The sequence below is a fragment of the Allobosea sp. 47.2.35 genome, from assembly GCF_024655635.1.
GTDB lineage: Bacteria > Pseudomonadota > Alphaproteobacteria > Rhizobiales > Beijerinckiaceae > Allobosea.
Window position 1 is genome coordinate 174,045 of the sequence record NZ_JANLGI010000001.1, and the last position, 25,570, is coordinate 199,614.

The 25,570-nt window shown below is 67.0% G+C and carries 26 protein-coding genes; 14 read left to right on the forward strand and 12 right to left on the reverse strand.

Annotation, left to right across the window (positions count from 1 at the left end; translation table 11 throughout):
• Window positions 1-39 precede the first annotated feature (39 nt).
• From NUV79_RS00880 to NUV79_RS00910, 7 genes are all read right to left on the reverse strand, one after another.
• On the reverse strand, window positions 40-897 hold the full coding sequence (locus NUV79_RS00880) for an outer membrane protein (RefSeq protein WP_257731195.1): 858 nt from the start codon (window positions 895-897) through the stop codon (window positions 40-42).
• Between the two features lie 183 nt (window positions 898-1,080).
• Complete coding sequence (gene fghA, locus NUV79_RS00885; RefSeq protein WP_257731196.1) at window positions 1,081-1,917, reverse strand: S-formylglutathione hydrolase; 837 nt, start codon at window positions 1,915-1,917, stop codon at window positions 1,081-1,083.
• 204 nt (window positions 1,918-2,121) lie between these two features.
• The gene (locus tag NUV79_RS00890) at window positions 2,122-3,234 is read right to left on the reverse strand and encodes an S-(hydroxymethyl)glutathione dehydrogenase/class III alcohol dehydrogenase (protein WP_257731197.1); all 1,113 of its coding nucleotides are present in this window, start codon (window positions 3,232-3,234) and stop codon (window positions 2,122-2,124) included.
• Window positions 3,235-3,259: 25 nt separating this feature from the next.
• Complete coding sequence (locus NUV79_RS00895; protein WP_257731198.1) at window positions 3,260-3,544, reverse strand: metal-sensing transcriptional repressor; 285 nt, start codon at window positions 3,542-3,544, stop codon at window positions 3,260-3,262.
• Between the two features lie 132 nt (window positions 3,545-3,676).
• Window positions 3,677-4,579 carry a hypothetical protein gene (locus NUV79_RS00900; RefSeq protein WP_257731199.1) on the reverse strand — a complete coding sequence of 301 codons (903 nt, stop codon included), beginning with the start codon at window positions 4,577-4,579 and terminating at the stop codon, window positions 3,677-3,679.
• Window positions 4,580-4,738: 159 nt separating this feature from the next.
• Window positions 4,739-5,299 carry an NUDIX hydrolase gene (locus tag NUV79_RS00905; protein ID WP_257731200.1) on the reverse strand — a complete coding sequence of 187 codons (561 nt, stop codon included), beginning with the start codon at window positions 5,297-5,299 and terminating at the stop codon, window positions 4,739-4,741.
• A gap of 4 nt (window positions 5,300-5,303) precedes the next feature.
• Window positions 5,304-6,347 carry a DUF3616 domain-containing protein gene (locus tag NUV79_RS00910; RefSeq protein ID WP_257731201.1) on the reverse strand — a complete coding sequence of 348 codons (1,044 nt, stop codon included), beginning with the start codon at window positions 6,345-6,347 and terminating at the stop codon, window positions 5,304-5,306.
• Between the two features lie 179 nt (window positions 6,348-6,526).
• Between NUV79_RS00910 and NUV79_RS00915 the strand changes: the two genes are divergently transcribed.
• Genes NUV79_RS00915 through NUV79_RS00925 form a run of 3 tightly spaced genes read left to right on the forward strand, consistent with a single transcriptional unit; the run spans window position 6,527 to window position 7,897 of the window.
• Window positions 6,527-6,736 carry a hypothetical protein gene (locus tag NUV79_RS00915; RefSeq protein ID WP_257731202.1) on the forward strand — a complete coding sequence of 70 codons (210 nt, stop codon included), beginning with the start codon at window positions 6,527-6,529 and terminating at the stop codon, window positions 6,734-6,736.
• A gap of 8 nt (window positions 6,737-6,744) precedes the next feature.
• On the forward strand, window positions 6,745-7,686 hold the full coding sequence (locus tag NUV79_RS00920; protein WP_257731203.1) for a dihydrodipicolinate synthase family protein: 942 nt from the start codon (window positions 6,745-6,747) through the stop codon (window positions 7,684-7,686).
• A 49-nt stretch (window positions 7,687-7,735) separates the two neighbouring features.
• Window positions 7,736-7,897, forward strand: a complete 162-nt coding sequence (locus tag NUV79_RS00925) for a hypothetical protein (RefSeq protein ID WP_257731204.1) — start codon at window positions 7,736-7,738, stop codon at window positions 7,895-7,897.
• A 62-nt stretch (window positions 7,898-7,959) separates the two neighbouring features.
• On the opposite strand, the gene aceB is transcribed toward NUV79_RS00925, so the two are convergent.
• Window positions 7,960-9,567 (reverse strand): malate synthase A, encoded by a 1,608-nt coding sequence (aceB, locus tag NUV79_RS00930; protein WP_257731205.1) that lies wholly within the window; start codon window positions 9,565-9,567, stop codon window positions 7,960-7,962.
• A gap of 300 nt (window positions 9,568-9,867) precedes the next feature.
• Here aceB and NUV79_RS00935 point away from each other — a divergent pair, with 300 nt between their 5' ends.
• Window positions 9,868-11,226: a pilus assembly protein gene (locus NUV79_RS00935; protein ID WP_257731206.1), complete on the forward strand. Its 1,359-nt coding sequence runs from the start codon at window positions 9,868-9,870 to the stop codon at window positions 11,224-11,226.
• On the opposite strand, the gene NUV79_RS00940 is transcribed toward NUV79_RS00935, so the two are convergent.
• Genes NUV79_RS00940 through ygfZ form a run of 3 tightly spaced genes read right to left on the reverse strand, consistent with a single transcriptional unit; the run spans window position 11,201 to window position 13,370 of the window.
• Window positions 11,201-11,830, reverse strand: a complete 630-nt coding sequence (locus NUV79_RS00940) for an HD family hydrolase (RefSeq protein ID WP_257731207.1) — start codon at window positions 11,828-11,830, stop codon at window positions 11,201-11,203. The genes NUV79_RS00935 and NUV79_RS00940 overlap by 26 nt on opposite strands.
• Window positions 11,830-12,474, reverse strand: a complete 645-nt coding sequence (locus NUV79_RS00945; RefSeq protein ID WP_257731208.1) for a DNA-3-methyladenine glycosylase I — start codon at window positions 12,472-12,474, stop codon at window positions 11,830-11,832. The genes NUV79_RS00940 and NUV79_RS00945 overlap by 1 nt, the downstream gene beginning before the upstream one ends.
• The gene (ygfZ, locus tag NUV79_RS00950; protein ID WP_257731209.1) at window positions 12,471-13,370 is read right to left on the reverse strand and encodes a CAF17-like 4Fe-4S cluster assembly/insertion protein YgfZ; all 900 of its coding nucleotides are present in this window, start codon (window positions 13,368-13,370) and stop codon (window positions 12,471-12,473) included. The genes NUV79_RS00945 and ygfZ overlap by 4 nt, the downstream gene beginning before the upstream one ends.
• A gap of 150 nt (window positions 13,371-13,520) precedes the next feature.
• Here ygfZ and NUV79_RS00955 point away from each other — a divergent pair, with 150 nt between their 5' ends.
• The 5 genes from NUV79_RS00955 to pgm all read left to right on the forward strand — a co-directional run bounded on the left by NUV79_RS00955 (window position 13,521) and on the right by pgm (window position 19,057).
• Window positions 13,521-14,861 carry a dihydroorotase gene (locus NUV79_RS00955; protein ID WP_257731210.1) on the forward strand — a complete coding sequence of 447 codons (1,341 nt, stop codon included), beginning with the start codon at window positions 13,521-13,523 and terminating at the stop codon, window positions 14,859-14,861.
• Window positions 14,862-15,045: 184 nt separating this feature from the next.
• Window positions 15,046-15,468, forward strand: coding sequence for a YciI family protein (locus NUV79_RS00960; protein ID WP_257731211.1), 423 nt, complete (start codon window positions 15,046-15,048; stop codon window positions 15,466-15,468).
• Between the two features lie 67 nt (window positions 15,469-15,535).
• Window positions 15,536-15,961, forward strand: a complete 426-nt coding sequence (locus NUV79_RS00965; RefSeq protein ID WP_257731212.1) for a YciI family protein — start codon at window positions 15,536-15,538, stop codon at window positions 15,959-15,961.
• A gap of 62 nt (window positions 15,962-16,023) precedes the next feature.
• On the forward strand, window positions 16,024-17,295 hold the full coding sequence (locus NUV79_RS00970; protein WP_257731213.1) for an RNA polymerase sigma factor: 1,272 nt from the start codon (window positions 16,024-16,026) through the stop codon (window positions 17,293-17,295).
• A 103-nt stretch (window positions 17,296-17,398) separates the two neighbouring features.
• Window positions 17,399-19,057, forward strand: a complete 1,659-nt coding sequence (gene pgm / locus NUV79_RS00975) for a phosphoglucomutase (alpha-D-glucose-1,6-bisphosphate-dependent) (protein ID WP_257731214.1) — start codon at window positions 17,399-17,401, stop codon at window positions 19,055-19,057.
• A 401-nt stretch (window positions 19,058-19,458) separates the two neighbouring features.
• Here the strand turns inward: pgm and NUV79_RS00980 are convergent, their stop codons facing one another.
• Complete coding sequence (locus NUV79_RS00980) at window positions 19,459-20,235, reverse strand: IclR family transcriptional regulator (RefSeq protein ID WP_257731215.1); 777 nt, start codon at window positions 20,233-20,235, stop codon at window positions 19,459-19,461.
• A 194-nt stretch (window positions 20,236-20,429) separates the two neighbouring features.
• Between NUV79_RS00980 and NUV79_RS00985 the strand changes: the two genes are divergently transcribed.
• Genes NUV79_RS00985 through NUV79_RS01005 form a run of 5 tightly spaced genes read left to right on the forward strand, consistent with a single transcriptional unit; the run spans window position 20,430 to window position 25,518 of the window.
• Complete coding sequence (locus tag NUV79_RS00985) at window positions 20,430-21,410, forward strand: Bug family tripartite tricarboxylate transporter substrate binding protein (protein ID WP_257731216.1); 981 nt, start codon at window positions 20,430-20,432, stop codon at window positions 21,408-21,410.
• 46 nt (window positions 21,411-21,456) lie between these two features.
• Window positions 21,457-21,963, forward strand: coding sequence for a tripartite tricarboxylate transporter TctB family protein (locus tag NUV79_RS00990; protein ID WP_257731217.1), 507 nt, complete (start codon window positions 21,457-21,459; stop codon window positions 21,961-21,963).
• 3 nt (window positions 21,964-21,966) lie between these two features.
• On the forward strand, window positions 21,967-23,490 hold the full coding sequence (locus NUV79_RS00995) for a tripartite tricarboxylate transporter permease (RefSeq protein ID WP_257731218.1): 1,524 nt from the start codon (window positions 21,967-21,969) through the stop codon (window positions 23,488-23,490).
• Window positions 23,491-23,506: 16 nt separating this feature from the next.
• Complete coding sequence (locus NUV79_RS01000; protein ID WP_257731219.1) at window positions 23,507-24,688, forward strand: CaiB/BaiF CoA transferase family protein; 1,182 nt, start codon at window positions 23,507-23,509, stop codon at window positions 24,686-24,688.
• A complete protein-coding gene (locus NUV79_RS01005; RefSeq protein WP_257731220.1) occupies window positions 24,685-25,518 on the forward strand; it encodes a citryl-CoA lyase in 834 nt (277 codons plus the stop codon). The genes NUV79_RS01000 and NUV79_RS01005 overlap by 4 nt, the downstream gene beginning before the upstream one ends.
• Window positions 25,519-25,570 lie beyond the last annotated feature (52 nt).

A 25,570-nucleotide genomic window follows, 5' to 3' on the forward strand; every position in this document is an offset into this window, starting at 1 on the left:
TGGCCCGCGCCGCTTCTTATCCTTGTCCGATGCTTCGGATCAGTACTTGCGCACCACCGGCGGCGCGTAGGCGACCGGCTCCGGCGTGCCGCAGCAGTTCGGGTCGCCGAAGTTCCAGCGCATGCCGATGCGGAAATCGTGGCTCTCGATGTCCTTGGCCTTGAGCGGCGCCTGGATCTGGCCGGTGAAGGCGTTGACCAGACGGCCCGACTGGGCATCACCAAGGTTCAGGTAGCGGTAGCCGACTTCGAGGGTGAGGTTCTTGTTCACCTCGTAGCCGACGCCGGCCATCAGGGCCCAGGCGAGGTCGGTCTTGCTGCCGCTATTGGCATAGCCCAGCGTCGGGCCGACGAAGTTGCCGAGCAGGGCCCCCTGGTCGGTCAGGCCGCTGATCCGGTTCTGCGAGAAACCGATACCGGCGCCGATATAGGGCGTCAGGCAGTTCCAGGTGCCGAGATCGAAATAGCCGTTGAACAAGGTGACCAGCGAGGTCAGGTTGCCCTTGTAGGTATTGGTCTGGTTGCCGTTGTTGAACGGATTGAAGACGATGTCGTTCACACCGATCTGGCCGGCGCCGCGATATTCGCCGGTGACGTCGAAGCGCAGCCAGTTGTTGAAGCGGTAGCCGACACCGATGCCACCGAAGAAGGCGGAATTGTCGCTCTTGCCGAAGAAGCGGCCGCCGAACTGGGCGACGTCGTCCTGATGATATTTGCCAACGCTCTGGACGCCGACGCCGATATCGCCGCGCAGGTAGATGCCGCTGGAGATCGTGCCCTTGAGGCCGAGCGGCTCGGGCGGGGGAGGCGGAGCGTAGTTGAGATCCGCGGCCTGTGCCGCGGCGGAGACGCCGAGGGCCAGGCCGCCCGCCAGCGCGAGAGTTTTCAGGCTGCCCATGGCAGTGTCCTTCACGTTTGCGCGGCGCAGAGAACGCAAGCCCGCGCTTGTTACCCACGGGAAGGACCATGGCAGTGATTTCTTAAATGACACTTAACCCTAAAAGCTAACCTTACCGGCGCGTGAACGACGGCAAGGTGATGCCGAAGCCCCGATATCCGTCAGGCTTCTGCAGGGGCGGCGTTACGCCGTCAGGCGCTCGGCATGCCAGGCGATGTGCTGGGCCATGAAGGTCGAGATGAAGTTGTAGGAGTGGTCGTAGCCGTCGCGCATCGTCAGCTGGAGCGGGATACCGGCAGCGGCGCAGGCGATGTCGAGAAGCTGTGGGCGCAGGCCCTCTTCGAGGAAGCCGTCGGCCGTGCCCTGGTCGACCAGCAGGTCGCGGACGCGATGACCATCGGCGATCAGCAGGGTCGAGTCATAGGCACGCCATTTGGTCTCGTCCGGCCCCAGATACTTCTCGAATGCCGGGCGCGACCAGCCGGCCGTCGAGGGCTGGGCGATCGGCGCGAAGGCGGACACGGAACGGTAGCGCTCCGGGTTCTTCAGGGCGAGCGTGATCGCGCCATGGCCGCCCATGGAATGGCCGAAGATACCCTGGCGCTTCATGTCGACCGGGAAATGCCGGCTGATCAGCTCCGGCAGTTCGTCGCGGATATAGGTCTCCATGCGGTAGTTCTTCGCATAGGGTGCCTCGGTCGCATCGAGATAGAAGCCGGCACCTCCACCGAACTGCCAGTTTTCCGGCTCGTCCGGCACGCCTTCGCCGCGCGGGCTCGTATCCGGGCAGATGATGGCGATGCCGTTGGCGGCCGCCGCCGCGCGATACTCTCCCTTGTCCATGACGTTCTGGTGCGTGCAGGTCAGCCCCGAGAGATACCAGAGCAGTGGAACCGGACCGTCCTCGATCTGATGCGGCAGGTAGATCGCGAAGGTCATCGGACAGGCGCAAGCCGCGCTGTCATGCCGATAGACGCGTTGCGAGCCGCCGAAAGCCTTGGAGGAGGAGAGCAGTTCCATGGGCGATTCCTTTCTTGCGGCGCGCTTGTCATTCCGGGGCGGCCAGGTGCCGAACCCGGAACCCACGACCGGACGAGCTTTTGCCCGGTTGGCCTATTCAAATGTCTCACCCGGTCGTGGGTTCCGGGTTCCGCGGGTTGCGCAGCCCCGGAATGATAAAGGTGGTGCTTCAGTGCCTGCCGAATGAGGCGGTGGAACGGCCGCTCAATAGACCACCACGCTGCGGATCGACTTGCCCTCGTGCATCAGGTCGAAGCCGGTATTGATCTCGTCGAGCGAGAGCTTGTGGGTGATCAGGTCGTCGATGTTGATCTTGCCCTCCATGTACCAGTCGACGATCTTCGGCACGTCGGTGCGCCCGCGTGCGCCACCGAAGGCCGTACCCTTCCAGACGCGGCCGGTGACGAGCTGGAACGGACGGGTCGCGATCTCCTTGCCGGCCTCGGCGACGCCGATGATGATCGACTCGCCCCAGCCGCGATGGCAGCATTCCAGCGCCTGGCGCATCACATTGGTGTTGCCGGTCGCATCGAAGGAGAAATCGGCGCCGCCGCCGGTCAGGTCGACGATCGCCTGCACAACCTTGTCGTTGCCGATCTCGCTCGGGTTGATGAAGTCGGTCATGCCGAACTTCTCGGCCATGGCGCGCTTGGCCGGGTTGATATCGACGCCGATGATCTTGTCGGCGCCGACCATGCGGGCGCCCTGGATGACGTTGAGGCCGATGCCGCCGAGCCCGAAGACCACGACATTCGCACCGGGCCAGACCTTCGCCGTGTAGATCACCGCGCCGATGCCGGTCGTCACGCCGCAGCCGATATAGCAGATCTTGTCGAAGGGGGCGTCCTCGCGGACCTTGGCGAGCGCGATCTCGGGCAGCACGGTGAAGTTCGCGAAGGTCGAGCAGCCCATGTAGTGGAACACTTCGCCACCGTCGCAGGAGAAGCGCGAGGTGCCGTCCGGCATCACGCCCTGGCCCTGGGTCGCGCGGATCGAGGTGCAGAGATTGGTCCGGCGCGACAGGCAGGACTTACAGCTGCGGCATTCCGGTGTGTAGAGCGGGATGACATGGTCGCCGGGCTTCAGCGTGGTGACGCCAGCGCCGACCTCGCGCACGATCCCTGCGCCCTCATGGCCGAGGATCGCGGGGAACTTGCCCTCCGAATCCAGGCCTGAGAGCGTGTAGGCGTCGGTGTGGCAGATGCCGGTTGCCATCACCTCCACGAGCACCTCGCCGGCCTTGGGGCCGCCGATCTCGATGGTCTCGATGGTGAGGGGCTTGCCGGCTTCCCAGGCGACGGCGGCGCGGGTCTTCATCGGGTGTTTCCTTCTGTTCGAGCGTTCATTTCAGATAGGGGCGGATGACCCGCATGATCGCGGCGATCTCGTCGTCGTTCCCGGCATCCGCCTGTGCTGCCTCGGCCGGGCGGGCCATGGTCTCGCGCAGGTGGCTTTCCAGCACCTCGGCCATCAGCCCGGTCGCAGCGCCGCGCAGGGCGGCGAGTTGCTGCAGGAGGGCGCCGCATTCCTCGCCGCGCTCGACGGCGGCGATCAGGGCGTCGGTCTGCCCCCTGATGCGGCGCAGCCGCGTCACGGCGCGCTTCTTCTCTTCGGGCGTATGAGGCATGGGCACCGAGGCTCCGGTTGCCGCGACGCTATGGTACTGAGGGGGAGTATGTCAACGCGCAAGGCGAACCGAAACGAAAAGAGCGGCAGCGTTGCCGCTGCCGCTCTTTCTTGGATGCGTCGTCAGGCTGCTTCAGAAGCTGTAGCCGAGTTTCACCTTCACCAGATGCTGGCTGAAATTGGTGAGGTCGAGATTGCCCGGCTCGCCCTTGGCCTTGCCGGAGACCTGGATGTTATAGGCGGCGGACAAAGCGAGCTGCTTCGTCGCCTGCCAGAACACGCCCGGGCCAACGAAGGTGGCGTAGCCCGCCTCGTTGCCGAAGCCGAGCTCGTTATGGGAGCGCATGTGGCGGACCTCGCCGCTGAGATAGAGGCCTTCCTGCACCTGCCAGGCGAGCGCGCCGCCGACGGTGAAGGTGGAGGAGCGCTGATAGGGCGAGGGGCCGGTCCAGGTCAGGTCATGCGAGATGTTCAGGCCGGCATAGAGCGTGTTCGGGATGAGGGTCTTGTCGGCGAAGATGCGGATGCCGGTATTGTAGGTGGTGAAGCGGCCGGCGCCGTCCGGATCGGCGCGGTTCAGGCTGGGGTCGATGACCAGAGTCAGGCCGATTCCATGCATGTTGCGGCTGAGCAGCTTGTACTTCATCTCGACGCCGGCGCCGAAGGCGCGCGAGTCGGCGCTGACTCCGCCGGCCGAGGCGCTGGTGATATTGCCCAGCAGATAGGGGCCGATCTCGAAGCAGGGGAAGAGGCCATAGGAGCCCTGCAGGGTCAGGCCATGGCCGTTCGAGCTGCCGGTGCGGGTGCCGAAGGCGCCGCCATAGGTCAGGCTGGTCCCGAAGGAGCCGGTATCGGCGACATCGGAGCCGGTGGTGAAGCCGAAGGCGTCGGTCGGGATGCCCTCGCTTTCCGTGCAGACGGAGACGACGGGGGGCGGCGCAACGGGCGCGCCCTTGCGGGAAGACAGGTCGGCGGCGACGGCGGGGGCCGAGAGGGCCGCGGCGGTCAGGGCGAGAGCGGTGGCTTTCGAAAACATAGGTGTGCTCCGGGGAGGCCTCGGATTGATACGCTAATGCAAATCAATTGCAATAACTATTTCATCCTCGAGCGAACCCTGCCGCGAGCCCGATCCCGCCGCGATAAAAGAGCCATAGTCGTTTCCGCTATCCGCCCCGCTGTTGTTGCGCTGCAACAGTCAGGGTTTCGGCAGGCTGGAGAGGCGTTCCAGCGCACGCGGCGCGATCCCGGCCAGCGCGTCGATCGGCTTCCAGGCGGCGGCGTGCACTTCCTCCACCTGAGCGACGAGCGGCAAAGCCGGGTCGGCGAGGAAGAGATATTGCAGGTCGTGATGGACATGGGCCGGCTCGCCGCGCGACGGCTTTCCCGGCACGTCATGGCTGTCGATGGTGAAGGGCAGGTCGCCGCTCCGGTGCCAGGGATGCAGGACAAGGCCCTGCACGCCGGTTTCCTCGACCGCCTCGCGTGCCGCCGAGAGATGGAAGTGTTCGGCCTCCTCCCAATGCCCGCCGGGCTGGAGCCAGCGGCCGATCACGACATGGTCGATCAGCAGCACCTGCGCATGGTCCGGCGAGAGCACGAAGGCGCTGGTGGTGAGATGGCCGGGAAAGGTGTCGCGCCGGTCGAGCGCATGGCCTGCCGCCATCTGCCAGCGCAGCAGGGCAAGATGCTCGCGAGGATCGGCGACCTCGGCGCGATAGCGCTCGACGGCGTGGGTGAGAGCGTTGCGGAATTCCATCGGGTCAGCGCGCTTCGATCGGCAGGCGATAGGATTCGAAATGGCCGTTCTTCGGGCCGTCATAGCCGACGAGGGCCGCGAGGCCCTTACCATCGGGCGAGAGCACGGTCAGGGATTCTGCCTTGTCATCGCCACGGCCGGGCAGATCGCCGAGCGTTGCTGAGGCATCGGGCTTGGCGGGGTCGATCAGCATCAGCGAATAGGGCAGGGCCTGTTCCTGGGCCGGGCCGAGCAGGGCGAGCAGGCGGCCGTCGGGCAGGGGCGCGAGGTCGCGGATGCCGCGATTACTGCCGGCCGGCAATTCGAAGACCCGTGGCGCCTCCGTCGCCGGCGCATGGCCCGGCGCGAACAGGGCCTTGAGCGAGGCGCCGACGAGGAAGGCGCGATTGCCGAGCGAGGGCGCGCGCAGGCCAGCCCAGAGCGTGTCGCCGACGACGGCGATCCCCTCGATGTTCAGGCCGTTATCATCCATCAGCCCTCGGCCGAAGAAGGGGGCGGCCGGGCCGGCGGTGCGCAGCATGTCGCTCAGGCGATAGGTGCGCTCGACCTTGCCTGCGGGTGAGCCTGCCGCATCGACCTTGATCCGGGCGAGGTGGAAGGAGGAGAGGCGGAACTCGCCCCTCTTGCGCGAGCAGCCATGCGAACCGGCGATGTAGAAGGCGCCATCGGCATAGGCCACGGCCTCGCCATCGAGCTCGGCGAAGCGGCCGGGCATCTTGCAGATGCCTTGCGGCGGCTGACCGAGCGTATCGGACGAGGCCTCGGTCCCGATGATGGGCAGGGTCGCATCGGGGGTGATGCGATTCTCGGCGATGCGGGCGAACTGGGCGAAGGAGCCTTCGTCATTGATCAGCAGGCAGCGCTGCGTTCCGTTCGCGGCCGGCATGCAGGCGAGGCCGCTGACATCGCGCGCCGGCTTGCCTGCCTTCTTCGCGGAGAAATCCCCGAGCGTCCTGAAGCGCTGTTCCGGTGCAAGCGTCGCGGCTTGAGCGATTGAGGCGCCCAGCAGGCTGGTTGCGACGAGGGTGGCGAAGAGGCGGTAACGCATCGGGCGAATCCGGAAGGAGGGGCGCGGATTGAGCGCGCCCGGCTGGTGGATGTCAAAGTGCGGCGGGCGCGATCCCTATGGAATCTTGATGGTATCGCCCCTTGCCTCGTCTCGAACGCCTATGGTGTCGCCCCTAGCTTGTCCGGGCGGCCCTTGGAGGCCGTTCGGGAAACAGGATGATGTTCAGTATCCCTCGCAAATCCTTCGGCGGCCCGCTCCAGTTCCTGGTCGGGCGCGACGCGGAAGGCCACTGGCTCGCCGTCGAGACGCATGGGCGTGGCGGCGGCATCTTCTGCGATCGCAGCGCCGCGCTCCGCTATGCCGTCTTCGAGACTGGGCACCGGGCGCGTGCGGTCCGCGTGACCGCCAAGACGCTCTCGCTGCTCTGAGGCATGCCATGAACCACTGGCTTCACGGCATGTTCACCGCGCTGGTCACGCCCTTCGACGAGGACGGGATCGACTATGGCGCGCTGGAACGCCTCATTATCTGGCAGATCGCGCAGGGCGCCGACGGCATCGTGGTCGGCACCGCCACGGGCGAGAGCCCGACGCTGAGCGGCGCGGAGCGGGAGGCGCTCTGCGCCGCCGCCCGCCGCATCGCCGGCCGGCATTACCCTGTGATCGCCGCCGTCGGCAGCTATTCGACCGCCGGGACGGTTTCCGAGATCGCGGCCGCCGAGAAGGCTGGCGCCTCGGCCCTGCTGCTGCGCATGCCCTATTACAACCGCTCGACGCAGGCGGGGCTCGCGGCCCATGCCCTGGCGGCGGCGCAGGCGACAGGGCTCGAGATCATCCTCGACAATGACCCGGATCGATGCGGCGTCGAGATCGCGCTGGAGACGCTGCAGATGCTGGAAGGGGCGCCGAACATCGTCGGCATCCTGGAACGGCGGGGCGATCTCGTCCGCTGCGACCGGATTGCTCGCGCGCGCGACCGCCGTTTCATGCGATTGACGGGCGCTGCCGAGACGATCCCCGCCTATCTGCTCGCCGGCGGCTGCGGCGCGATTACCAGCGTCGGCAATCTCGCGCCGCATTGGCTGGCGCGGCTGGACAGCGCGGCGCGCTCCGAATTCTACGGGCAGGCGGAGATCCTGCAGCGGCGGCTCGTCCCGCTGCTCGATCTGCTCGCGCGGGAGCCTGATCCGGTTCTGATCAAGCTCGCCCTGTCGATGCTGCATCCGGAGGTCGGCGCCGCCTGCCGCGCGCCGCTCGCGCCGCCGCGCCCGGAATGCGTGCCCCTGCTTTGCGACGCCATCGAGGACCTGCCACATCCGCTGGTCGGCATGGTGACGAAGCCTGCGGGCAACGGCGTCGCGGCAGCCCGCAGATTTTGAACCTACAGCGGGCGCGGCTGCGCCCGCCGCGAACCGGATGGAGGTTTTCATGACCGCAATCGGGACCTATCGCCGCCGCCGCGAAGCCGTTTATCGCTCCGTTCCGCGGACATCGGCGGGCGGCTTGAAGGCCGATCTGCTGCACCTGTGCGGCTCGATCGTCCTGCTTGCCGTGCTCATCGGCGCGCGGGTCTGGTGGCATATGAACTGACCGCGCAAAAAAGGGCGCCGCGTTGCCGCGACGCCCTTTCGAGTTCGTTGCCCCAGGCTCGCTCAGTTCAGCTTGGCGTAGGCGGGGACGGTGAGGAAATCCTCGAAGTTCGGCGCCAGCGAGAGCGTTTCGAACAGCGCGATCGCCTCAGGGAAGCGGCCCTTGGCATAGTTCTCAGACCCGAGCTCGCCCTTCACACGCTCCATTTCTTCCGGCAGGCAGCGCTTGAACAGCGCCGCATCGGCCTTGATCCCGCCTTCGAGGTCGACGCCGTACTGGCAGAACTGCCAGATCTGGGCGCGGCTGATCTCGGCCGTCGCGGCATCCTCCATCATGTTGTAGATCGGCACCGCGCCGCGGCCGCGCAGCCAGGCCTCGATATACTGGACGCCGACGCGGATGTTCTCGCGGAAGCCTTCCTCGGTGCGGGTGCCCTGATGGACCTCCAGCAGGTCCTTCGCGCCGATCTCGACGTCGTCGCGCTTCTTGTCGAGCTGGTTGGCCTGCGGCATCAGCCGGTCGAAGACCTCCATCGCGACCGGGACGAGGTCCGGATGGGCGACCCAGGTGCCGTCATGGCCGTCGCCGGCCTCGCGCTCCTTGTCGGCCTTGACCTTGGCGAAGGCGGCGGCGTTCGCTTCCGGGTTGTTCTTGACCGGGATCTGCGCCGCCATGCCGCCCATCGCGAAAGCGCCGCGCTTGTGGCAGGTCTTGATCAGCAGCAGCGAATAGGCGCGCAGGAACGCCTTCGACATCACCACCTGCGAACGGTCCGGCAGGACGAAGGCCTTGTTGCGGGCGAGCTTCTTGATGAAGGAGAAGATGTAGTCCCAGCGGCCGCAATTGAGGCCGGCGATGTGCTCGCGCAGTTCGTAGAGGATCTCGTCCATCTCGAAGGCGGCGGGCAGGGTCTCGATCAGGACGGTGGCCTTGATCGTGCCGTTCTTCAGGCCGAGCGCCGACTGCGCCGCGACGAAGACGTCGTTCCAGAGACGGGCCTCGAGATGGCTCTCCAGCTTCGGCAGGTAGAAATACGGGCCGGAGCCGGCGGCCAGCGCCGCCTTGGCGTTGTGGAAGACATAGAGGCCGAAATCGACCAGCGAGCCCGAGGCTTCCTCGCCGTCGATCTCGATATGGCGCTCCGGCAGGTGCCAGCCGCGCGGGCGGATGATCAGGACGGCGGGCTTGGCCTTGAGCTTGTAGTCCTTGCCGTTCGTCGGATCGGTGAAGTCGATCCTGTTCGCCCAGCGGTCGCGGAGATTGATCTGGCCCTCGACCATGTTGGCCCAGACCGGCGAGGAGGCGTCCTCGAAATCGGCCATGAAGACCTTGGCGCCGGAGTTCAGCGCGTTGACGATCATCTTGCGGTCGACCGGACCGGTGATCTCGACGCGGCGGTCGAGGAGGTCGGCCGGGATCGGCGCGACGCTCCAGTCGCCTTCGCGGATATGCTTGGTCTCGGCGAGGAAGTCCGGGGTTTCGCCGGCATCGAAGCGCTTCTGGCGCTCGGCGCGCAGCGCGAGCAGGCGCTTGCGGGTCTCGTTGAAGCGGCGGTGCAGGTCGGCGACGAAGGCGAGCGCCTCCGTGGTGAGGATCTGCTCGAAGCCGGGCTGCAGGGCGCCCTTGACGACGACGCCGGCTGGCGGGGCGAGAGTAGGGGTGTCCGACATGGATGGTCCTCCGATCAGGTTGAGGCCATCATTCCGCGAAAGTGAGTTTTATAAAATCAGGAGAAAATGACGATCACTTGTTCATTTGCGGAAAGAATTTTGTTTCCGGGCGAGAAACCATGATTGCACGCTATGATTGTATATCCTGCGCAGCAAGCGCAAGATGACGTAACGGCAGAGAGATTCCATTCAAAATGTGCAGATAGGCCCGACTTCCACAAATCGGTTTCAGCAATTCGTAAGCTCCGGCCGCCAACGCTTCCAGGGCCGAATGCGGCAATTCGGCCCTGGATGAGGCACATGATGACGTTCGGTTCCCTGCCTGAGATGATGCGGCGCTTCCGGCAGGATCAGCGCGGCAACTTCCTGATGATGTTCGGGCTCGCGCTTGTCCCGCTGATGGGCGTCGTCGGCGTTGCCGTCGATTATTCCCGCGCCAGCAACGCCCGGCAGGCGCTCAATGCGGCAATCGACTCCGCGGCGCTGATGGCGGCGCGCGATGCCCAGAAGTTGACGGATGCGCAGGTGACCGCCCGCGTCAACGCCTGGATCCGCGACAACCTGCCGGCCGATGTGAAGGACCAGTTCTCGACCGCGACCGTGACGATCGACCGGACCGCGCGGACGATCAAGGTCACCGCCCACGCCAATGTGCCGACGACCGTTGCCCGCGTGCTCGGCAACACCGAGATGCCCGTCGCTTCCAGCAGCCAGTCGACCTGGGGAACCAACAAGATCGAGCTCGCCCTCGTGCTGGACAATACGGGCTCGATGGCCTCCTCGGGCAAGATGACGGCGCTGAAGCAGGCTTCCAAGGATCTGATCCAGATCATGAAGGATGCGTCGCTCGACCCCGAGCAGATCAAGATCTCGATCGTGCCGTTCAATACCCAGGTCCGCATCGACCGCGGGCTCAAGGACGAGCAGTGGATCCGCTATGGCATGACCCGGTCGGTGACGATGACCTGCGACAAGAACGGGAACAACTGCAAGACGCCGGGTGGTGTGGCCGAACCGGATTCCACGCTCTCAGGCTGCAAGACCAACAACAAGGGCGTGAGGACCTGCAACGAGGCGCTGACCAAGGCCGTCTGGGCGCAGAGCCATGGCTGCATCGCCGACCGCGACCAGAACTACGACGTCACGGATGCGGGCTCCTATGCGGCCAGCGCGCAGCAATATCCCGCGACCTGGTGCGGCCAGACCTCGCTGGCTGAAGTCCTGCCGCTGACGTCTAATTGGAACACGCTGAACACCCGCGTCGATACCATGACGCCGGTCGGCAATACCAACGTCACGATCGGGGCGGTCTGGGGCTGGGCCACGCTGTCGACTCCCGCTCCCTTCATCGAGGCCAAGCCTGCAACCGAGCCAAATCTGAAGAAGTACATGATCCTGCTGACCGACGGCGAAAACACCGAGAACCGCTTCACGACCAACGGTGCCGCCATCGACGCCCGGACGAGCCTCGCCTGCACCGGGGTCAAGAATGCCGGAATCAACCTCTACACGATCCGCGTCATCGACGGCGACGCGACCCTGCTGAAGAACTGCGCGACCCGGCCGGAGATGTATTACGACGTCAAGAACGCCTCGCAGCTCAGCCCGGTCTTCAAGGCGATCGCCAGCGAGATCAGCGCGGTGCGCCTGACCCTGTAAGCCCGGCATCGCCGAGCGCGGCAAAGCGCGCCAGGAAGCGCGCCTGCGCCGCCTCGGTATCGAGCGGATCGAGCCAAGCGAGAACTTTGGCCGGCAGCGCTTGCGGCCGGCCGAAGAATTTGAGGGCCTCCTCGCGATCGAAGCCGGCGAGGCGCGTCGCCTCGAAGAAGGCGGCGATCGTATCGGCCTCCTTGATCTTCCGCTTCAGGATGGCCGGCGTCGCAGCCGGCAGGCCGAAGCGCAGGTGGATTGCCGCAAGCAGGCGCAGTTCCACGCTCTTGTAGGCGTCGCCCATCACCACCTTGAACGGCGAGATCATGTCGCCGATCACGTATTCCGGCGCGTCATGCAGCAGCGCCATCAGGCGCCAGCCCTCGCTCCAGTCCGGATTGAGATGGGCGGCGATCGCCTCGACCAGCAGCGAGTGTTGCGCGACGGAGAAGGAATGGGCGCCCCGCGTCTGCCCGTTCCAGCGGGCGACGCGGGCAAGGCCGTGGGCGATGTCCTCGATCTCGATGTCGAGCGGCGAGGGATCGAGCAGGTCGAGCCTTCGGCCCGAGAGCATGCGCTGCCAGGCGCGGGGCGGAGCGGGCTTGCGGGCCATCAGGCAGCGGGGCGCGAGTCGCGGGCAAGCGCGGCGCATTCGCTCCAGCGGAAGCAGCCGGTCAGATGGTCGTTGACCAGCCCGCAGGCCTCCATGAAGGCATAGACGATGGTCGGGCCGCAGAAGGTGAAGCCGGCCTTCTTCAGCTCCTTCGAGATCGTCTCGGAGAGCTTTGTCTGGGTCGGGACCTCGCCCTGCGCCCGGTAGCTGTTCTGGAGCACGCGGCCGTCGAGATGCTTCCAGAGGAAATCCGCGAAGGGCTCGCGCTCGCTGATCCTGAGATAGGCCTGCGCGCTCCTGATCGTACCTTCGATCTTGCCGCGATGGCGGATGATGCCGGGGTCGGCCAGCAGGCGCTGGACATCGGCCTCGGTGAAGCGCGCGACCGCCTCCGGCTCGAACCCGGCGAAGCCGGCGCGGAAGGCGTCGCGCTTCCTGAGGATGGTGATCCAGGACAGGCCGGCCTGGAAGCCGTCGAGGATCAGCTTCTCCCAGAGCGCGCGGGAATCGTATTCCGGCACGCCCCATTCGGTGTCGTGATAGGCGAGGTAAAGCGGCTCGGTGCCCGGCCAGCGGCAGCGGAACTTGCCGTCCGCGCCCTGGATCGCGATACGCTCCTCGCTGACGATGCCAGTGTCGCTCATAGGGCAGCTCCTGCGGCGGCTCCGAAGCCTGCCTCGCCCGGGAAGGGGAAGCGGATGAAGCCGGGCTTCTCCGCGAGATGGAAGACGAGCCCGCCGCCGAGCGGGGCGGTGCCCGAGGCGAGCGCATCGGCCAGCCGGTCGAGCCGGAGCATGGCGAGCGCCCGGCCGTTCGCCGAGGAGCCGATGGTGCCGAGCGGCTTGCCGCCGGCCGTGGCCTCGGCACCGGTCTCGGTCGCGATGCCCTCGTCGAAGACGATCGGCACGACACGGGTGCGGGCGGTGCCGCGATGCTGCATGCGGGAGACGACCTCCTGCCCGATATAGCAGCCCTTCTTGAAGGATACGCCGCCGAGCTGGTCGAGCAGCGCCTCATGCGGGAAGGCGTCACCATAGGCGAAGTCGCGGCCGCCCGCGGGCACGCCGAGCGCGATGCGGCGGGCGTGATAGGCGTCCGGCTCGGCCGTTACGAGGGTTTCGACGCCATCGGCATCGGTGATGGCGCGCTGGCCGAGCGCCGCCAGGCGCGGGTCGTCATAGACGAAGCCGGCATCCTCGGGCAGCGCAGCGCCATCGGCAGAGGCCAGCACGGCGCTGGTCTCGGTCAGGTCCTCCAGCGCCACCCTGGCGCGGAGCTTGTAGAGCTTCAGGCGTTTCATCAGGTCGGCGGTCTGGAGCAGGGGCGTGTCGAGCAGGAAGCCGCCGCCATCCTCCGGCGCCAGCGCGAGGATGAAGAAATCGCAGATCATCTTGCCTTGCGGCGTCAGCAGTGCGCCGTAGCCGGCCTGCCCGGGCGCGACCGGATCGAGATCGTTGGTCACGAGATTCTGCAGGAAGTCGCGCGCGTCGTCGCCGCTGACGCGGATGACGCCGCGATCGATCAATCGTGTGGCGGACATGAGGCCGTTCCAGTTCTGGTTTCGGGTCGAGGTCTCGACAGCCGAAAAGGAGACGCTGGCGCCACCCGAAACCTGTTTGGGCTTCCGGGACGACGCGTTGGCCGATAGGTAGGCTGCATCGGTCTTTCACTCAACCGCCCGGAGACAGCCATGCCCCAGACATACGACGTGATCCTCAAGGGCGGCACGGTGGTGAACCAGGATGGCCGCGTCGTGCGCGATGTCGGCATCACCGGCGGCAAGATCATGGCGCTCGGCGATCTCTCGCAGGCCTCGGCCGGCGAGGTCGTCGATTGCACCGGCCTGCACATCCTGCCCGGCGTGATCGATTCACAGGTGCATTTCCGCGAGCCGGGGCTCGACCACAAGGAAGACCTGGAGAGCGGTTCGCGCTCGGCGGCGCTCGGTGGCGTGACCTGCGTCTTCGAGATGCCGAACACCATTCCGCAGACGACGACGCCGGAGGCCTTGGCCGACAAGATCAGGCGCGGGCGCCATCGCATGCATTGCGACTTCGCCTTCTGGGTCGGCGGCACGCACGAGAACGCCAACGACGTGCCGGAGCTGGAGCGCCTTCCCGGCGCCGCCGGCATCAAGGTCTTCATGGGCTCCTCGACCGGCGACCTGCTGGTCGAGGATGACCGGGGCGTCGCCGAGATCCTGAAGCGCACGCGCCGCCGCGCCGCCTTCCATTCCGAAGACGAGATGATGCTGCGCGAGCGCATGCCCCTGCGGGTCGAGGGCGATCCGTCGAGCCACCCGGTCTGGCGCTCGCCAGAGGTGGCGCTGACCTGCACGAAGCGGCTCGTGCGGATCGCGCGCGAGACCGGCGCGCGGGTTCATATCCTGCATATCTCGACCGGCGAGGAGATGGTCTTCCTTAGGGATCACAAGGACGTCGCGACCGTCGAGGTGCTGCCGAACCACCTGACCTTGGTCGCGCCGGATTGCTACGAGCGGCTCGGCACCTATGCCCAGATGAACCCGCCGATCCGCGACGACAGCCATCGCCAGCGCATCTGGTGGGGGGTCGAGCAGGGCATCGTCGACGTGCTCGGCTCCGATCATGCGCCGCATACCCATGAAGAGAAGCACCACGCCTATCCGGCGAGCCATTCCGGCATGCCTGGCGTGCAGACGCTGGTGCCGATCATGCTCGACCATGTGAATGCCGGCAGGCTGACGCTGGAGCGCTTCGTCGATCTCAGCAGCGCCGGGCCGCAGCGCATATTCGGGCTGGAGGGCAAGGGCCGGATCGCGGCCGGCTACGATGCCGACTTCACCATCGTCGATCTCAAGCGCCGCGAGACGATCACCAAGGAATGGAGCGCCTCGAAATGCGGCTGGACGCCCTATGACGGCGTCACCGTCACCGGCTGGCCGGTCGGCACCTTCGTGCGCGGCCTCAAGGTCATGTGGGAGGGCGAGCTGACGACCCCGTCGCAGGGCGAGCCGGCGCGCTTCCTGGAGGCGCTGCCGCGCAGCGTCTGAAGCGGATCGAAGCCGCCCGCGTTCGGCTCTGGATGAGCGCGCGCGTGGCTTCGCAAAAAAAAATCGAAAAAAGATTCCCGGCGTTGTCGATTCCGGTCGCGCCCGTTCGACGTGCAGTCAGAGAACGGGTTTCGGCGGCTGTCGCCGGAGCCGCCCGGTTCTCCCAAACCCAAGGAGAATACCGATGCGTGTGATGGTTTTGGTCAAGGCCGACAAGGATACCGAAGCCGGCGTGATGCCGAGCGAGGACATCCTGACCAAGATGGGCGCCTATAACGAGGAGCTGGTGAAGGCCGGCATCATGCTGGCGGGCGACGGCCTGCATCCGAGCGCGAAGGGTATCCGCATGCGCTTTTCCGGCAGCGAGCGGACGATCACGGATGGCCCCTTCGCCGAGACCAAGGAGCTGCTCTGCGGCTTCTGGATCTGGCAGGTGAAGTCCTTCGAGGAGGCGGTCGAGTGGCTCAAGCGCGCGCCCTTCGACGGCGGCACCGAGATCGAACTGCGCCGCATCTTCGAGATGGAGGATTTCGGCGAGGCGCTGACGCCCGAACTGCGGGAGCAGGAAGAGCGCATCCAGGCCGCCGCGGCGAAGCTCGCCGGTTGAACGACAGAATTCCCGAAACCTAAATCCAGGCGCGAGCTGAGCCTCCGCCTTTCAAAGGAGAAAACCGATGCGTTTCATGGTGATGGTCAAGGCGACCAAGGACAGCGAAGCCGGCGCGCCGCCGACCCAGGAGCTGCTCGAGGCGATGATGGCCTACAATGAAGAGCTGGTGAAAGCCGGCATCATGAAGGGCGGCGACGGCCTGCAGCCCAGCGCGAAGGGCGCGCGCGTCCAGTTCGACGGCGCCAAGCGCGCTGTCGTCGATGGGCCCTTCGCAGAGACCAAGGAGCTGGTCGCCGGCTACTGGCTGTGGGAATGCGCCTCGCTCGACGAGGCGATCGCCTGGGTCAAGCGCTGCCCCAACCCGATGCCCGGCCCTTCCGAGATCGAGATCCGGCCGCTGTTCGAGCTGGCCGATTTCGGCGAGATCGTCACGCCGGAGACCGCGGCGCAGTGGGACCGGCTCAAGGCCGAGTCCGAAGGGCAGGCCTGATCGCTCGACGCCTCGCCTGCGCCCCTTGCCAGCCGATGGGCTGATGGTGTGTATCGCTTCCCATGTCGGGCAGCGATGCACACCGCACCATCGAGACGGTCTGGCGCATGGAAGCGCCGAAGTTGATCGCGGGGCTGGCGCGCCTGACCCGCGATGTCGGCCGGGCCGAGGAGCTGGCGCAGGACGCGCTGGTCGCGGCGCTGAAGCAATGGCCCGAAGAGGGCGTTCCGCGCAATCCGGCGGCCTGGCTGATGCAGGTCGCCAAGCACCGCGCGCTCGACACCGCCCGCCACGAGATCATGGCCCGGCGCAAGCAGGACGAGATCGGCCGCGACATCGACAATGAAGGGCCGGCGATGCCGGATATCGACGCGGCGCTCGATGACGAGGTCGGCGACGATCTCCTGCGCCTGATCTTCACGGCCTGCCATCCTGTGCTGCCCACGGAGGCGCGGATCGCACTGACGCTGCGGCTGCTCGGCGGCTTGACCACCGACGAGATCGCGCGCGCCTTCCTGGTGCCCGAGCCGACGATGGCGCAGCGCATCGTGCGCGCCAAGAAGACGCTGAGCGAGGCGAAGGTGCCTTATGAGGTGCCGGCCGGCGCCGAACTTGGCGCGCGGCTCGCCTCGGTGCTGGAGGTCGTCTACCTCATCTTCAACGAAGGCTATTCGGCCACAGCCGGCGAGGACTGGGTCAGGCCGGGTTTATGCGAAGAGGCCATGCGGCTCGGGCGCATCCTGGCAGCGCGGGCGCCTGGCGAGCCCGAGGTCCATGGCCTCGTGGCGCTGATGGAATTGCAGGCCTCGCGGCTGCGGGCCCGCGTCGGTGCCGATGGCGAGCCGATCCTGCTGCTCGACCAGAACCGCGCTCGCTGGGACCGGCTGCTGATCGGGCGCGGGCTTGCGGCATTGGAACAGGCACAGCGGCTCGCCGGACCGGCGCCCGGCCCCTATCTGCTGCAGGCGGCGCTGGCTGCCTGCCATGCCCGCGCCCGGACCGCCGAAGAGACCGACTGGAAGCGGATCGTGGCGCTCTACACGGTGCTGGGGCAGGTGACGCCGTCGCCGGTCGTGGAGCTCAACCGCGCTGTGGCGGTGAGCATGGCGGATGGGCCGGAAGCGGGGCTCGCGCTGGTCGAGGCTCTGGCCGGCGAGCCGGCGCTCAAACGCTATCACCTGTTGCCGGGCGTGCGCGGCGATCTGCTCGCCAAGCTCGGCCGCCACCGGGAGGCGGCAGACGCATTCGACATCGCGGTGGCCATGACGCAGAACGCGAGGGAGCGGCAGCTGATGCAGGACAGAGCTGCCAAGGAACGCGCTGCCGGCGCGTAATCCTCGCCTGTGCCGCGAGACTGTCGCATTCCGTTGCAACTCTGTTCATGCCGGCGTCTATAAAGGGATGTCGCGTCCTGACGTGCCTAGAACGAGAGCCTACATGAGCGATTCCGTGAGTACCCTGGCCGGCAAGCGGCTTGAACCCGGCCAACTCGTCGACGTGGCGGCCCTCACCAAAGCCTATTACGAGCAGCCCGATCCTTCGCAGCGTTCGCAGCAGGTCGCCTTCGGCACCTCCGGCCATCGCGGCTCGGCTCTGCTGCGCTCGTTCAACGAGGCGCATATCCTCGCGATCGCGCAGGCGCTCTGCCTCTATCGCCGCGAGCAGGGCATCGACGGCCCGCTCTTCCTCGGCATCGACACGCATGCGCTCTCGCGCAACGCCTTCGAGACGGTGCTGGAGGTCTTCGCGGCCAATGGCGTCGCCACGATCATCGACGAGAAGCTCGGCTTCACGCCGACCCCGGTGATCTCGCATGCGATCATCACGCATAACCGCGGCCGGACCGCAGGGCTCGCCGACGGCGTCGTGATCTCGCCCTCGCATAACCCGCCGGCCGATGGCGGCCTGAAATACAATCCCCCGCATGGCGGGCCCGCCGATACCGACGCGACCGGCTGGATCGAGAAGCGGGCCAACGCCTTCCTCACTGATAAGCTCGCGGGGGTTCTGCGCATCCCCTACGAGACCGCGCTGAAGAGCGAGAACGTCCACCGGCACGACTACATCACCGGCTATGTCTCCGACCTCGCCAGCGTCGTGGACATGGAGGCGATCCGGCAGGCGGGCGTCGTGATCGGCATCGATCCGCTCGGCGGCGCCGGGCTCGACTACTACCAGCCGATCATCGACCGCTACGGTCTGAACGCGACGATCGTCAGCAAGGAGGTCGATCCGGCCTTCGGCTTCATGACCGCCGACTGGGACGGCAAGATCCGCATGGATTGCTCCTCGCCCTATGCGATGGCGAGCCTGATCGGCATGCGGGACCGCTTCGACGTCGCCTTCGCCAACGATACTGATGCCGACCGGCACGGCATCGTGACGCGCAGCAGCGGGCTGATGAACCCGAACCACTATCTCGCGGCGGCGAGCGCCTATCTCTTCGCCAACCGGCCGGGCTGGCGCGCAGATGCCGCGATCGGCAAGACGGCCGTGTCGAGCGCGATCATCGACCGCGCCGCTGCCAAGCTCGGGCGCAAGCTCGTCGAGGTGCCGGTCGGCTTCAAATGGTTCGTCGAGGGGCTGATCTCGGGCAGCTTCGGCTTCGCGGGCGAGGAGAGCGCCGGCGCCTCCTTCCTGCGCATGGATGGCTCGGCCTGGACCACCGACAAGGACGGCATCATCCTCGGCCTGCTCGCCGCCGAGATCACCGCGAAGACCGGCAGCGACCCCGGCGTGCTCTACGGCCAACTGACGGCGGAGCTGGGCGAGCCACGCTATGCGCGCGTCGATGCGCCGGCGAGCGCCAGCCAGAAGGCGGTGCTCAAGAACCTGTCGGCTGAGCAGATCGCGACGAAGGAGCTCGCGGGCCAGCCGATCACCGCGATCCTGAGCCACGCCCCGGGCAACGGCGCGCCGATCGGCGGCGTCAAGGTGACGGCGGCGGATGGCTGGTTCGCGGCGCGCCCGTCGGGCACCGAGGAGGTCTACAAGATTTACGCGGAGAGCTTCCGGGACGAAGCTCATCTCGCTGCGATCCAGGAGGATGCGCGGCAGATCGTCGGAAAAGCCTTCGCTGCGGCGGGGGCAGCCTGAGAAACGCCGCCATGGTGCGGTGATCCGGCCGATCTTCGGGCCACCGGCAAGGGCGGCCGGCCATGTCGGGCCGCCTAAGCCACAGGCAGCGGACTTGCGGGCGAGCGACTCATATGAGCCGGTTGATAACGCCGCTGGTTTGTTCAGCGCGCACTTCAATTGTCGATGGATGGGGCCCGTTCAACCAGTTCGAGAAAGATCGCCGCACAGGCCAGCCAGACAATCATCGACCAGATTATCATCGTCCCTCCCAGGATTATGCGTTTTTTTTCAGCATAACCGAGGAGCGATTTCCGGCAAGCACGCAGGAATTGTGGTGCGCTATCAACGCTTTGTCCCGCGTGAGAGCTCCGTTGTGCTGCGGTGCCGCCTGAGGGAGTGATTCGCATGAGCGGCGCTCTTCAGAGCTGGCTGGCGATCCGCTCCAGACCGGATGGCTCTCCGCCGAAGGCACGCGTCGCCCGTGCCGCTGCGACGAGAAGCGGCCGTTTCATCTGTCCGATGAAGGCTCCGTCGACGCGCGTCCGCGGTCCGGCGAGCGTTATTGCGCCGACCAGCGTAGCGCTGGGGCCGAACACAGGAGCCGACAAGCCGGCCGTATCGGGATCGCGATCGCCGAGCGAGACATAGTGATAGCTCCGCCGGATCGACTCGTAAGGCTCGCCAGGCTCACCCGAAAAGGCCGCCAGCACCCGCCCGCCCGAGCCCAGATGCAGGGGCAGCACGTCGCCCTCGCGGACATGGTAGCGGATCGGGTGCTTGGACTCGATGCGGTAAAGGCAGGTACGCAAATCTCCTGCCGGAGCGTAGAACGCGACGCTCTCGCCGCTCTCCTCGGCGAGGTCGCGCATGACCGGCAGAAGAATGTCGGCAGCAGCGACCGAGCGCTGGTAGATCGCACCAAGCCGGAACGCTCCCGAGCCGATCCGGTAGAGGCCGTCAGGCAGGCGCTCGAGCAGATGGCCCCGGATCAGCGAACCCACCAGGCGCAGGATCGTGCTCTTGTAGAGACCGGTCCTGGCCGCGATCTCGGCTAGCGACAAGCTCCGGTCTTGTGGCGTGAAGGCGTTGAGGATCGCGATGGCGCGATCCAGCGCCGCGACGCCATCCGAAGATGCCGGCAGCGATGTCCCGTCCGCCCGTCCGATCTTGCTCGTCTCGTCGGTCTTCCTAGCCATGGCCGAGCGATATCGGATCAGGTCAGCTTCGTCCAGATCGTTCTGTCTAGCAGAATATAATTCTGATTGACAGAACGATAATGGAATGACAAAAGCGTCTCCGGACAGGCTCAGATGAAGAAGCGCCTTCAGGCCGACGCGGCTCTGTCCTGGAGGATGCCGGTACATCCGGCGCGAAATCCCGGAGGAAATCGATGCTGTCTCGCCGCCATATTCTGCTGGGCTCGCTCGCCGCTGGGGCTGCCATCCAGGCGCAAGGGCCGATCGGCGCCGCCTGCGCGCAGACGCTAGCCCAGCTCCAGATGTTCGTGCCCGCCGCGCCTGGCGGCGGCTGGGATCAGACCGCCCGCACGATGGAGCAGGTGCTGCGCGCGGAGAAGCTGATCAGCGGCGCCCAGATCACCAATGTCGGTGGCGCCGGCGGCACGGTCGGCCTGCCGCAGTTCATCAACCAGTGGAAGGGCCGCTCCAACGCGCTGATGATTTCCGGCATGGTGATGGTCGGTGCGATCATCGCCAACAAGGCGCCTGTCAAGCTGGCGCAGACGACGCCGATCGCTCGGCTGACCGGCGAGTTCCTCGCGCTCGTCGTGCCAGCGGCCTCCCCCTTCAGGACTGCGAAGGATTTCATCGCCGCACTTAAGGCCGATCCGGCGAAGGTTCCGGTCTGCGGCGGTTCGGCCGGTGGCTCCGACCATATCCTGCTCGGATTGATGGCGAAATCGGTCGGCGTCGCTCCGGCCAAGCTCTCCTATGTCCCCTATGCCGGCGGCGGCCAGGCCGTGGCGGCGCTGCTGGGCAACCAGGTCGCGGCCGGCATTTCCGGCTATGGCGAATTCTCGGAGCAGATCAAGGCCGGCAAGCTGCGCCTGCTCGCGATCTCGGCCGACGCGCGCCAGCCCGGCATCGATGCGCCGACGCTGAAGGAGCAGGGCATCGATGTCGAGCTGTTCAACTGGCGCGGCGTCTTCGCCCCGCCGGGCATCAGCAACGACCAGCGCGCCGCGATGATCACCCTGATGGAGAAGATGGCCGGCAGCGCCGCCTGGTTCGACGAGGTGAAGAAGCGCGACTGGACGCCGATCCTGCTGACCGGCGATGCCTATGCCCGCTTCCTGCAAGACGAGACCGCGCGCATTGAGGCGATCCTCAGGGATCTCGGCCTGGCGGCTTGAGCGCCACCGCGAAGCGTTCCCGACATCCTCTCCCAGGAGAACCGTGATGACCGACGTTCATCCGCGGCAGCGGCGGCGCGCGCGCCTAGCGCCGGCAGAAGCCCTGATCGGGTTCGGGCTTCTGCTCTTCGCCGGGCTCACCCTCTGGCAGACGCTCTCGATCCCGGTCTCGCCGATGTATGCCCAGGTCGGCCCACGGGTCTTCCCCTATATCACGACGGCAGGCCTTGCCCTGTTCGCCGTTCTCCTCCTCGTGCAGGCGGCCCGCGGCGGCTGGCAGCCCGAAGAGGAGAAGGAGGTCGTGCTGGACTGGCGCGCCGTGGCCTTCGTCGCCGCAGGGCTCGTCGCCAATGTCGCACTGATCGGCCCGCTAGGCTTCTCGGCCGCATCGACCGCGATGTTCGTGCTGGTGTCGCATGGCTTCGGCAGCCGACGGCCGCTCCGGGATGTCGCGATCGGGCTTGGTCTCGCGCTCGCCGCCTATTTCGGTTTCGCGAGGGCGCTCGGCGTCAATATCGGCGCCGGCCTCATCGAAAACCTGCTGGGAGGCTGAGGCATGGACACGCTCGCCCAGCTTGCGAACGGTTTCGCCGTCGCCTTCTCGCCGGCGAATCTGCTCTGGTGTCTCGTGGGTACAACGCTCGGCACCGCCATCGGCGTGCTGCCGGGGCTGGGGCCCGCGCTGACCATCGCGCTGCTCCTGCCGATCACCTTCCAGGTCGCTCCGGAGGCAGCCTTCATCCTCTTCGCCGGCATCTATTACGGCGCGATGTATGGCGGTTCGACCACCTCGATCCTGCTGAACACGCCCGGCGAAAGCGCGACGATCGTCACCGCGCTCGAGGGCAACAGGATGGCGCGCTCCGGCCGGGCAGGTGCCGCGCTTGCGACCTCGGCGATCGGCTCCTTCGTCGCCGGCACGATCGGGACGATGGGCGTCACCTTCCTGGCGCCTGTCGTCGTCGGCCTCGCGCTCCTCTTCGGGCCGGCCGAATACTTCTCGCTGATGGTGCTCGCCTTCGTCACGGTCTCTGCCGTGCTCGGCTCGTCCGCCGTTCGTGGCCTCGCCAGCCTGTTCCTCGGCTTCTATCTCGGCATGATCGGCATCGATCTGCAGACCGGCCAGCCGCGCCTGACCTTCGGCCTGACCGAGCTGCTCGACGGCACCAATGTCATCGTCGTCGCGGTCGGCCTGTTCGCGGTCGGGGAGACGCTCTATGTCGCCGCCCGCCGCCATGCCGGCCGGGACGAGATCGTGCCCTTGCGCGGCTCGCTCTACATGACGCGCGAGGAATGGTCGCGCTCCTGGAGGCCCTGGCTGCGCGGCACGGCGATCGGCTTTCCGATCGGCGCCATGCCGGCCGGCGGGGCGGAGATCCCGACCTTCCTGTCCTATGTCCTGGAAAAGCGCCTGTCGAGGAAGCCGGAGGAATTCGGCACGGCCGGCGCGATCGAAGGCGTCGCCGGGCCTGAGGCCGCCAACAATGCCTCGGCAGCCGGCGTGCTGGTGCCGATGCTGACGCTCGGCCTGCCGACCTCGGCGACCGCCGCGATCATGCTCTCGGCTTTCCAGAGCTACGGCATCCAGCCGGGACCGCTGCTGCTGGACACCCAGCCCGCGCTGGTCTGGGGCCTGATCGCCAGCCTCTATGTCGCCAATGTCCTGCTCGTCGTCCTCAACCTGCCGCTGGTCGGGCTCTGGGTCCGCATCCTGAAGATTCCGGCGCCGCAGCTCTATGCCGGCATTCTGGTCTTCGCGACGGTCGGCACCTACGGCATCTCGCAATCGCCGATCGATCTCGTCCTGCTCTACATCCTCGGCGGCATCGGCTTCCTGATGCGCCGCTTCGATTTCCCGACCGCGCCGGTCGTGATCGGGATGATCCTGGGGCCGATGGCGGAGACCGAGTTCCGCCGGGCGATGACGATCTCCAACGGCGACTGGACGGTGCTGTTCACCCATCCGCTGTCAGCCGCGCTGCTGGCGCTTGCCTTTGCGGCGCTGTTCGGCCCGCGCCTCTATCGCCTGATCCTCGCCTGGCGCGGCCCGCGTCCGGATCATGTCCCCGGCGGCGCCTGAGCAAGCGAGATTTCCGATGACAAAGCTCCTGCATGGCCTTCGCGTCCTCGACCTCACCAATGTGCTGGCGGGCCCCTATTGCGGCTACCAGCTCGCCCTGCTCGGCGCGGATGTGATCAAGGTCGAGGCGCCTAACGGGGGCGACCTCGCCCGCCAGCTCGGCGCTTCGCCTGCACTCAACAAGGCGGCGATGGGCGCGTCCTTCCTCGCGCAGAACGCCGGCAAGCGCTCCGTCGTCCTTGATCTCAAGAGCGAGGAAGGTCGGGCGCAGTTCCGCGACCTCGTCGCTACGGCCGATGCTCTCGTCGAGAACTTCCGGCCGGGCGTGATGGAGCGCCTCGGCCTCGGTTACGAGAGCCTGCGCAAGCTCCGCCCGGACCTCGTCTATTGTGCGATCTCCGGCTTCGGCCAGACCGGGCCAATGCGGGACAACCCCGCCTATGACCAGATCATCCAGGGTCTGTCCGGGGTGATGAGCATCACCGGCACGCCGGAGACCGCACCCTTGCGGGTCGGCTACCCCGTTTGCGACACGCTCGGCGGCCTATTCGGCGCCTTCGCCGTGGTTTCCGCGCTGCTGCGCCGGGCGAGCACGGGGGAGGGTGCCTTCCTCGACGTCTCCATGCTCGAATGCACGCTCAGCGCGTTGGGCTGGCCGGTCTCGAACTATCTGACGGCCGGCGTCGAGCCGCGGGCGATGGGCAACGAGAACATGACGGCGGCGCCCTCCGGCGCCTTCGAGACCGGCGACGGCTTGCTCAACATCGCCGCCAACAAGCAGGAACAGTTCGTCACCCTGTGCGGCGTCATCGGGCGGCCCGAACTCGCGAGCGATCCGCGCTTCGGCGAGCGCGAGGCCCGCAAGCGCCATCGCGCCGAACTCAAGAGCCTGATCGAGGCCGCGCTTGCCACCGCCCCCGCCGCGACATGGGAGGACCGCCTCAACCGGTCGGGGGTGCCGGCCGGGCGCGTGCTGACCATCCCCCAGGTCCTGCAGGAGCCGCAGGTCACTTCCCGGGGCATGACCACCCGCTTCGAGGCAGGTGCGGGGGACGGTCCGCTGACGGTGATCCGTGGCGGTTTCCTGGTGGATGGCGATGCGCCGAGCCCCGCGCAGCCGCCCCCGAAACTCGGTGAACACAGCGACGAGATTCTGGCGGAGGCCCGCCGGCAGCGCGAGACCAGGAGGCAGGCATGAGCGACGCAACCCGCAAGGAAGGCCGCGAGCGCGGCGAGGAATGGTGGGCGACCGAGATCATCGAGATGCGGCCCGGGCTGATCCGCCTGCGCGGCTATCCGATCGAGGACCTGATTGGCCGGGTCAGCTTCCCGGCGATGATCTGGCTGATGCTGCGCGGCGAATTGCCGAGTGAAGCTCAGGCCGCGCTCCTCGGCACGGCGCTGGGGGCGGCGGTCGATCACGGCCCGCAGGCGCCATCGATCGCGATCGCGCGGATCGCCGCGACCTGCGGCGTCGGCATCAACAGCGCCATGGCTTCTGCCATCAACGTGCTCGGCGACGTGCATGGCGGCGCCGGCGAACAGGCGCTGGAATTCTTCGGAGCGATCGCCGCCGCGATGGAAGCGGGCGTGCCGCTGGAAGCCGCTGCCGCGGACCATGCCGCACGGTTCCTCGCCGAAGGCGGCTATCTGCCCGGCTTCGGCCACCGCTTCCATCCGATCGATCCGCGGGCGCCGCGGCTGCTGGCACTGGCGCGTGAAGCGGCCGCCGCGGGCACGGTGTCCGGACGCTTCGCCGCTATCGCCGAGGCGGTCGAGGCCGCCGTCGCGCACGCCAAGGGCAAGCGCATCCCGCTCAACATCGATGGCGCCACTGCGGTGATCTATGGCGAGCTGGGCTTTCCGCCGCCGCTGACGCGCGGCCTCTTTGTCCTGTCCCGCTCGGTCGGGATCCTCGCCCATGCCTGGGAGCAGTCCCAGAAGCCCGACCGCAACAAGGGGCCGCTGCCGCGCGAATGGCTCTGGGCCTACCAGGGGGCGCCGGAGCGCCGGCTGCCGGAGGCTTAAGCCGGGGGCCCTGTCCAATTCCATAACCAAAAAGCCGCTTCTGGGAGGAAGC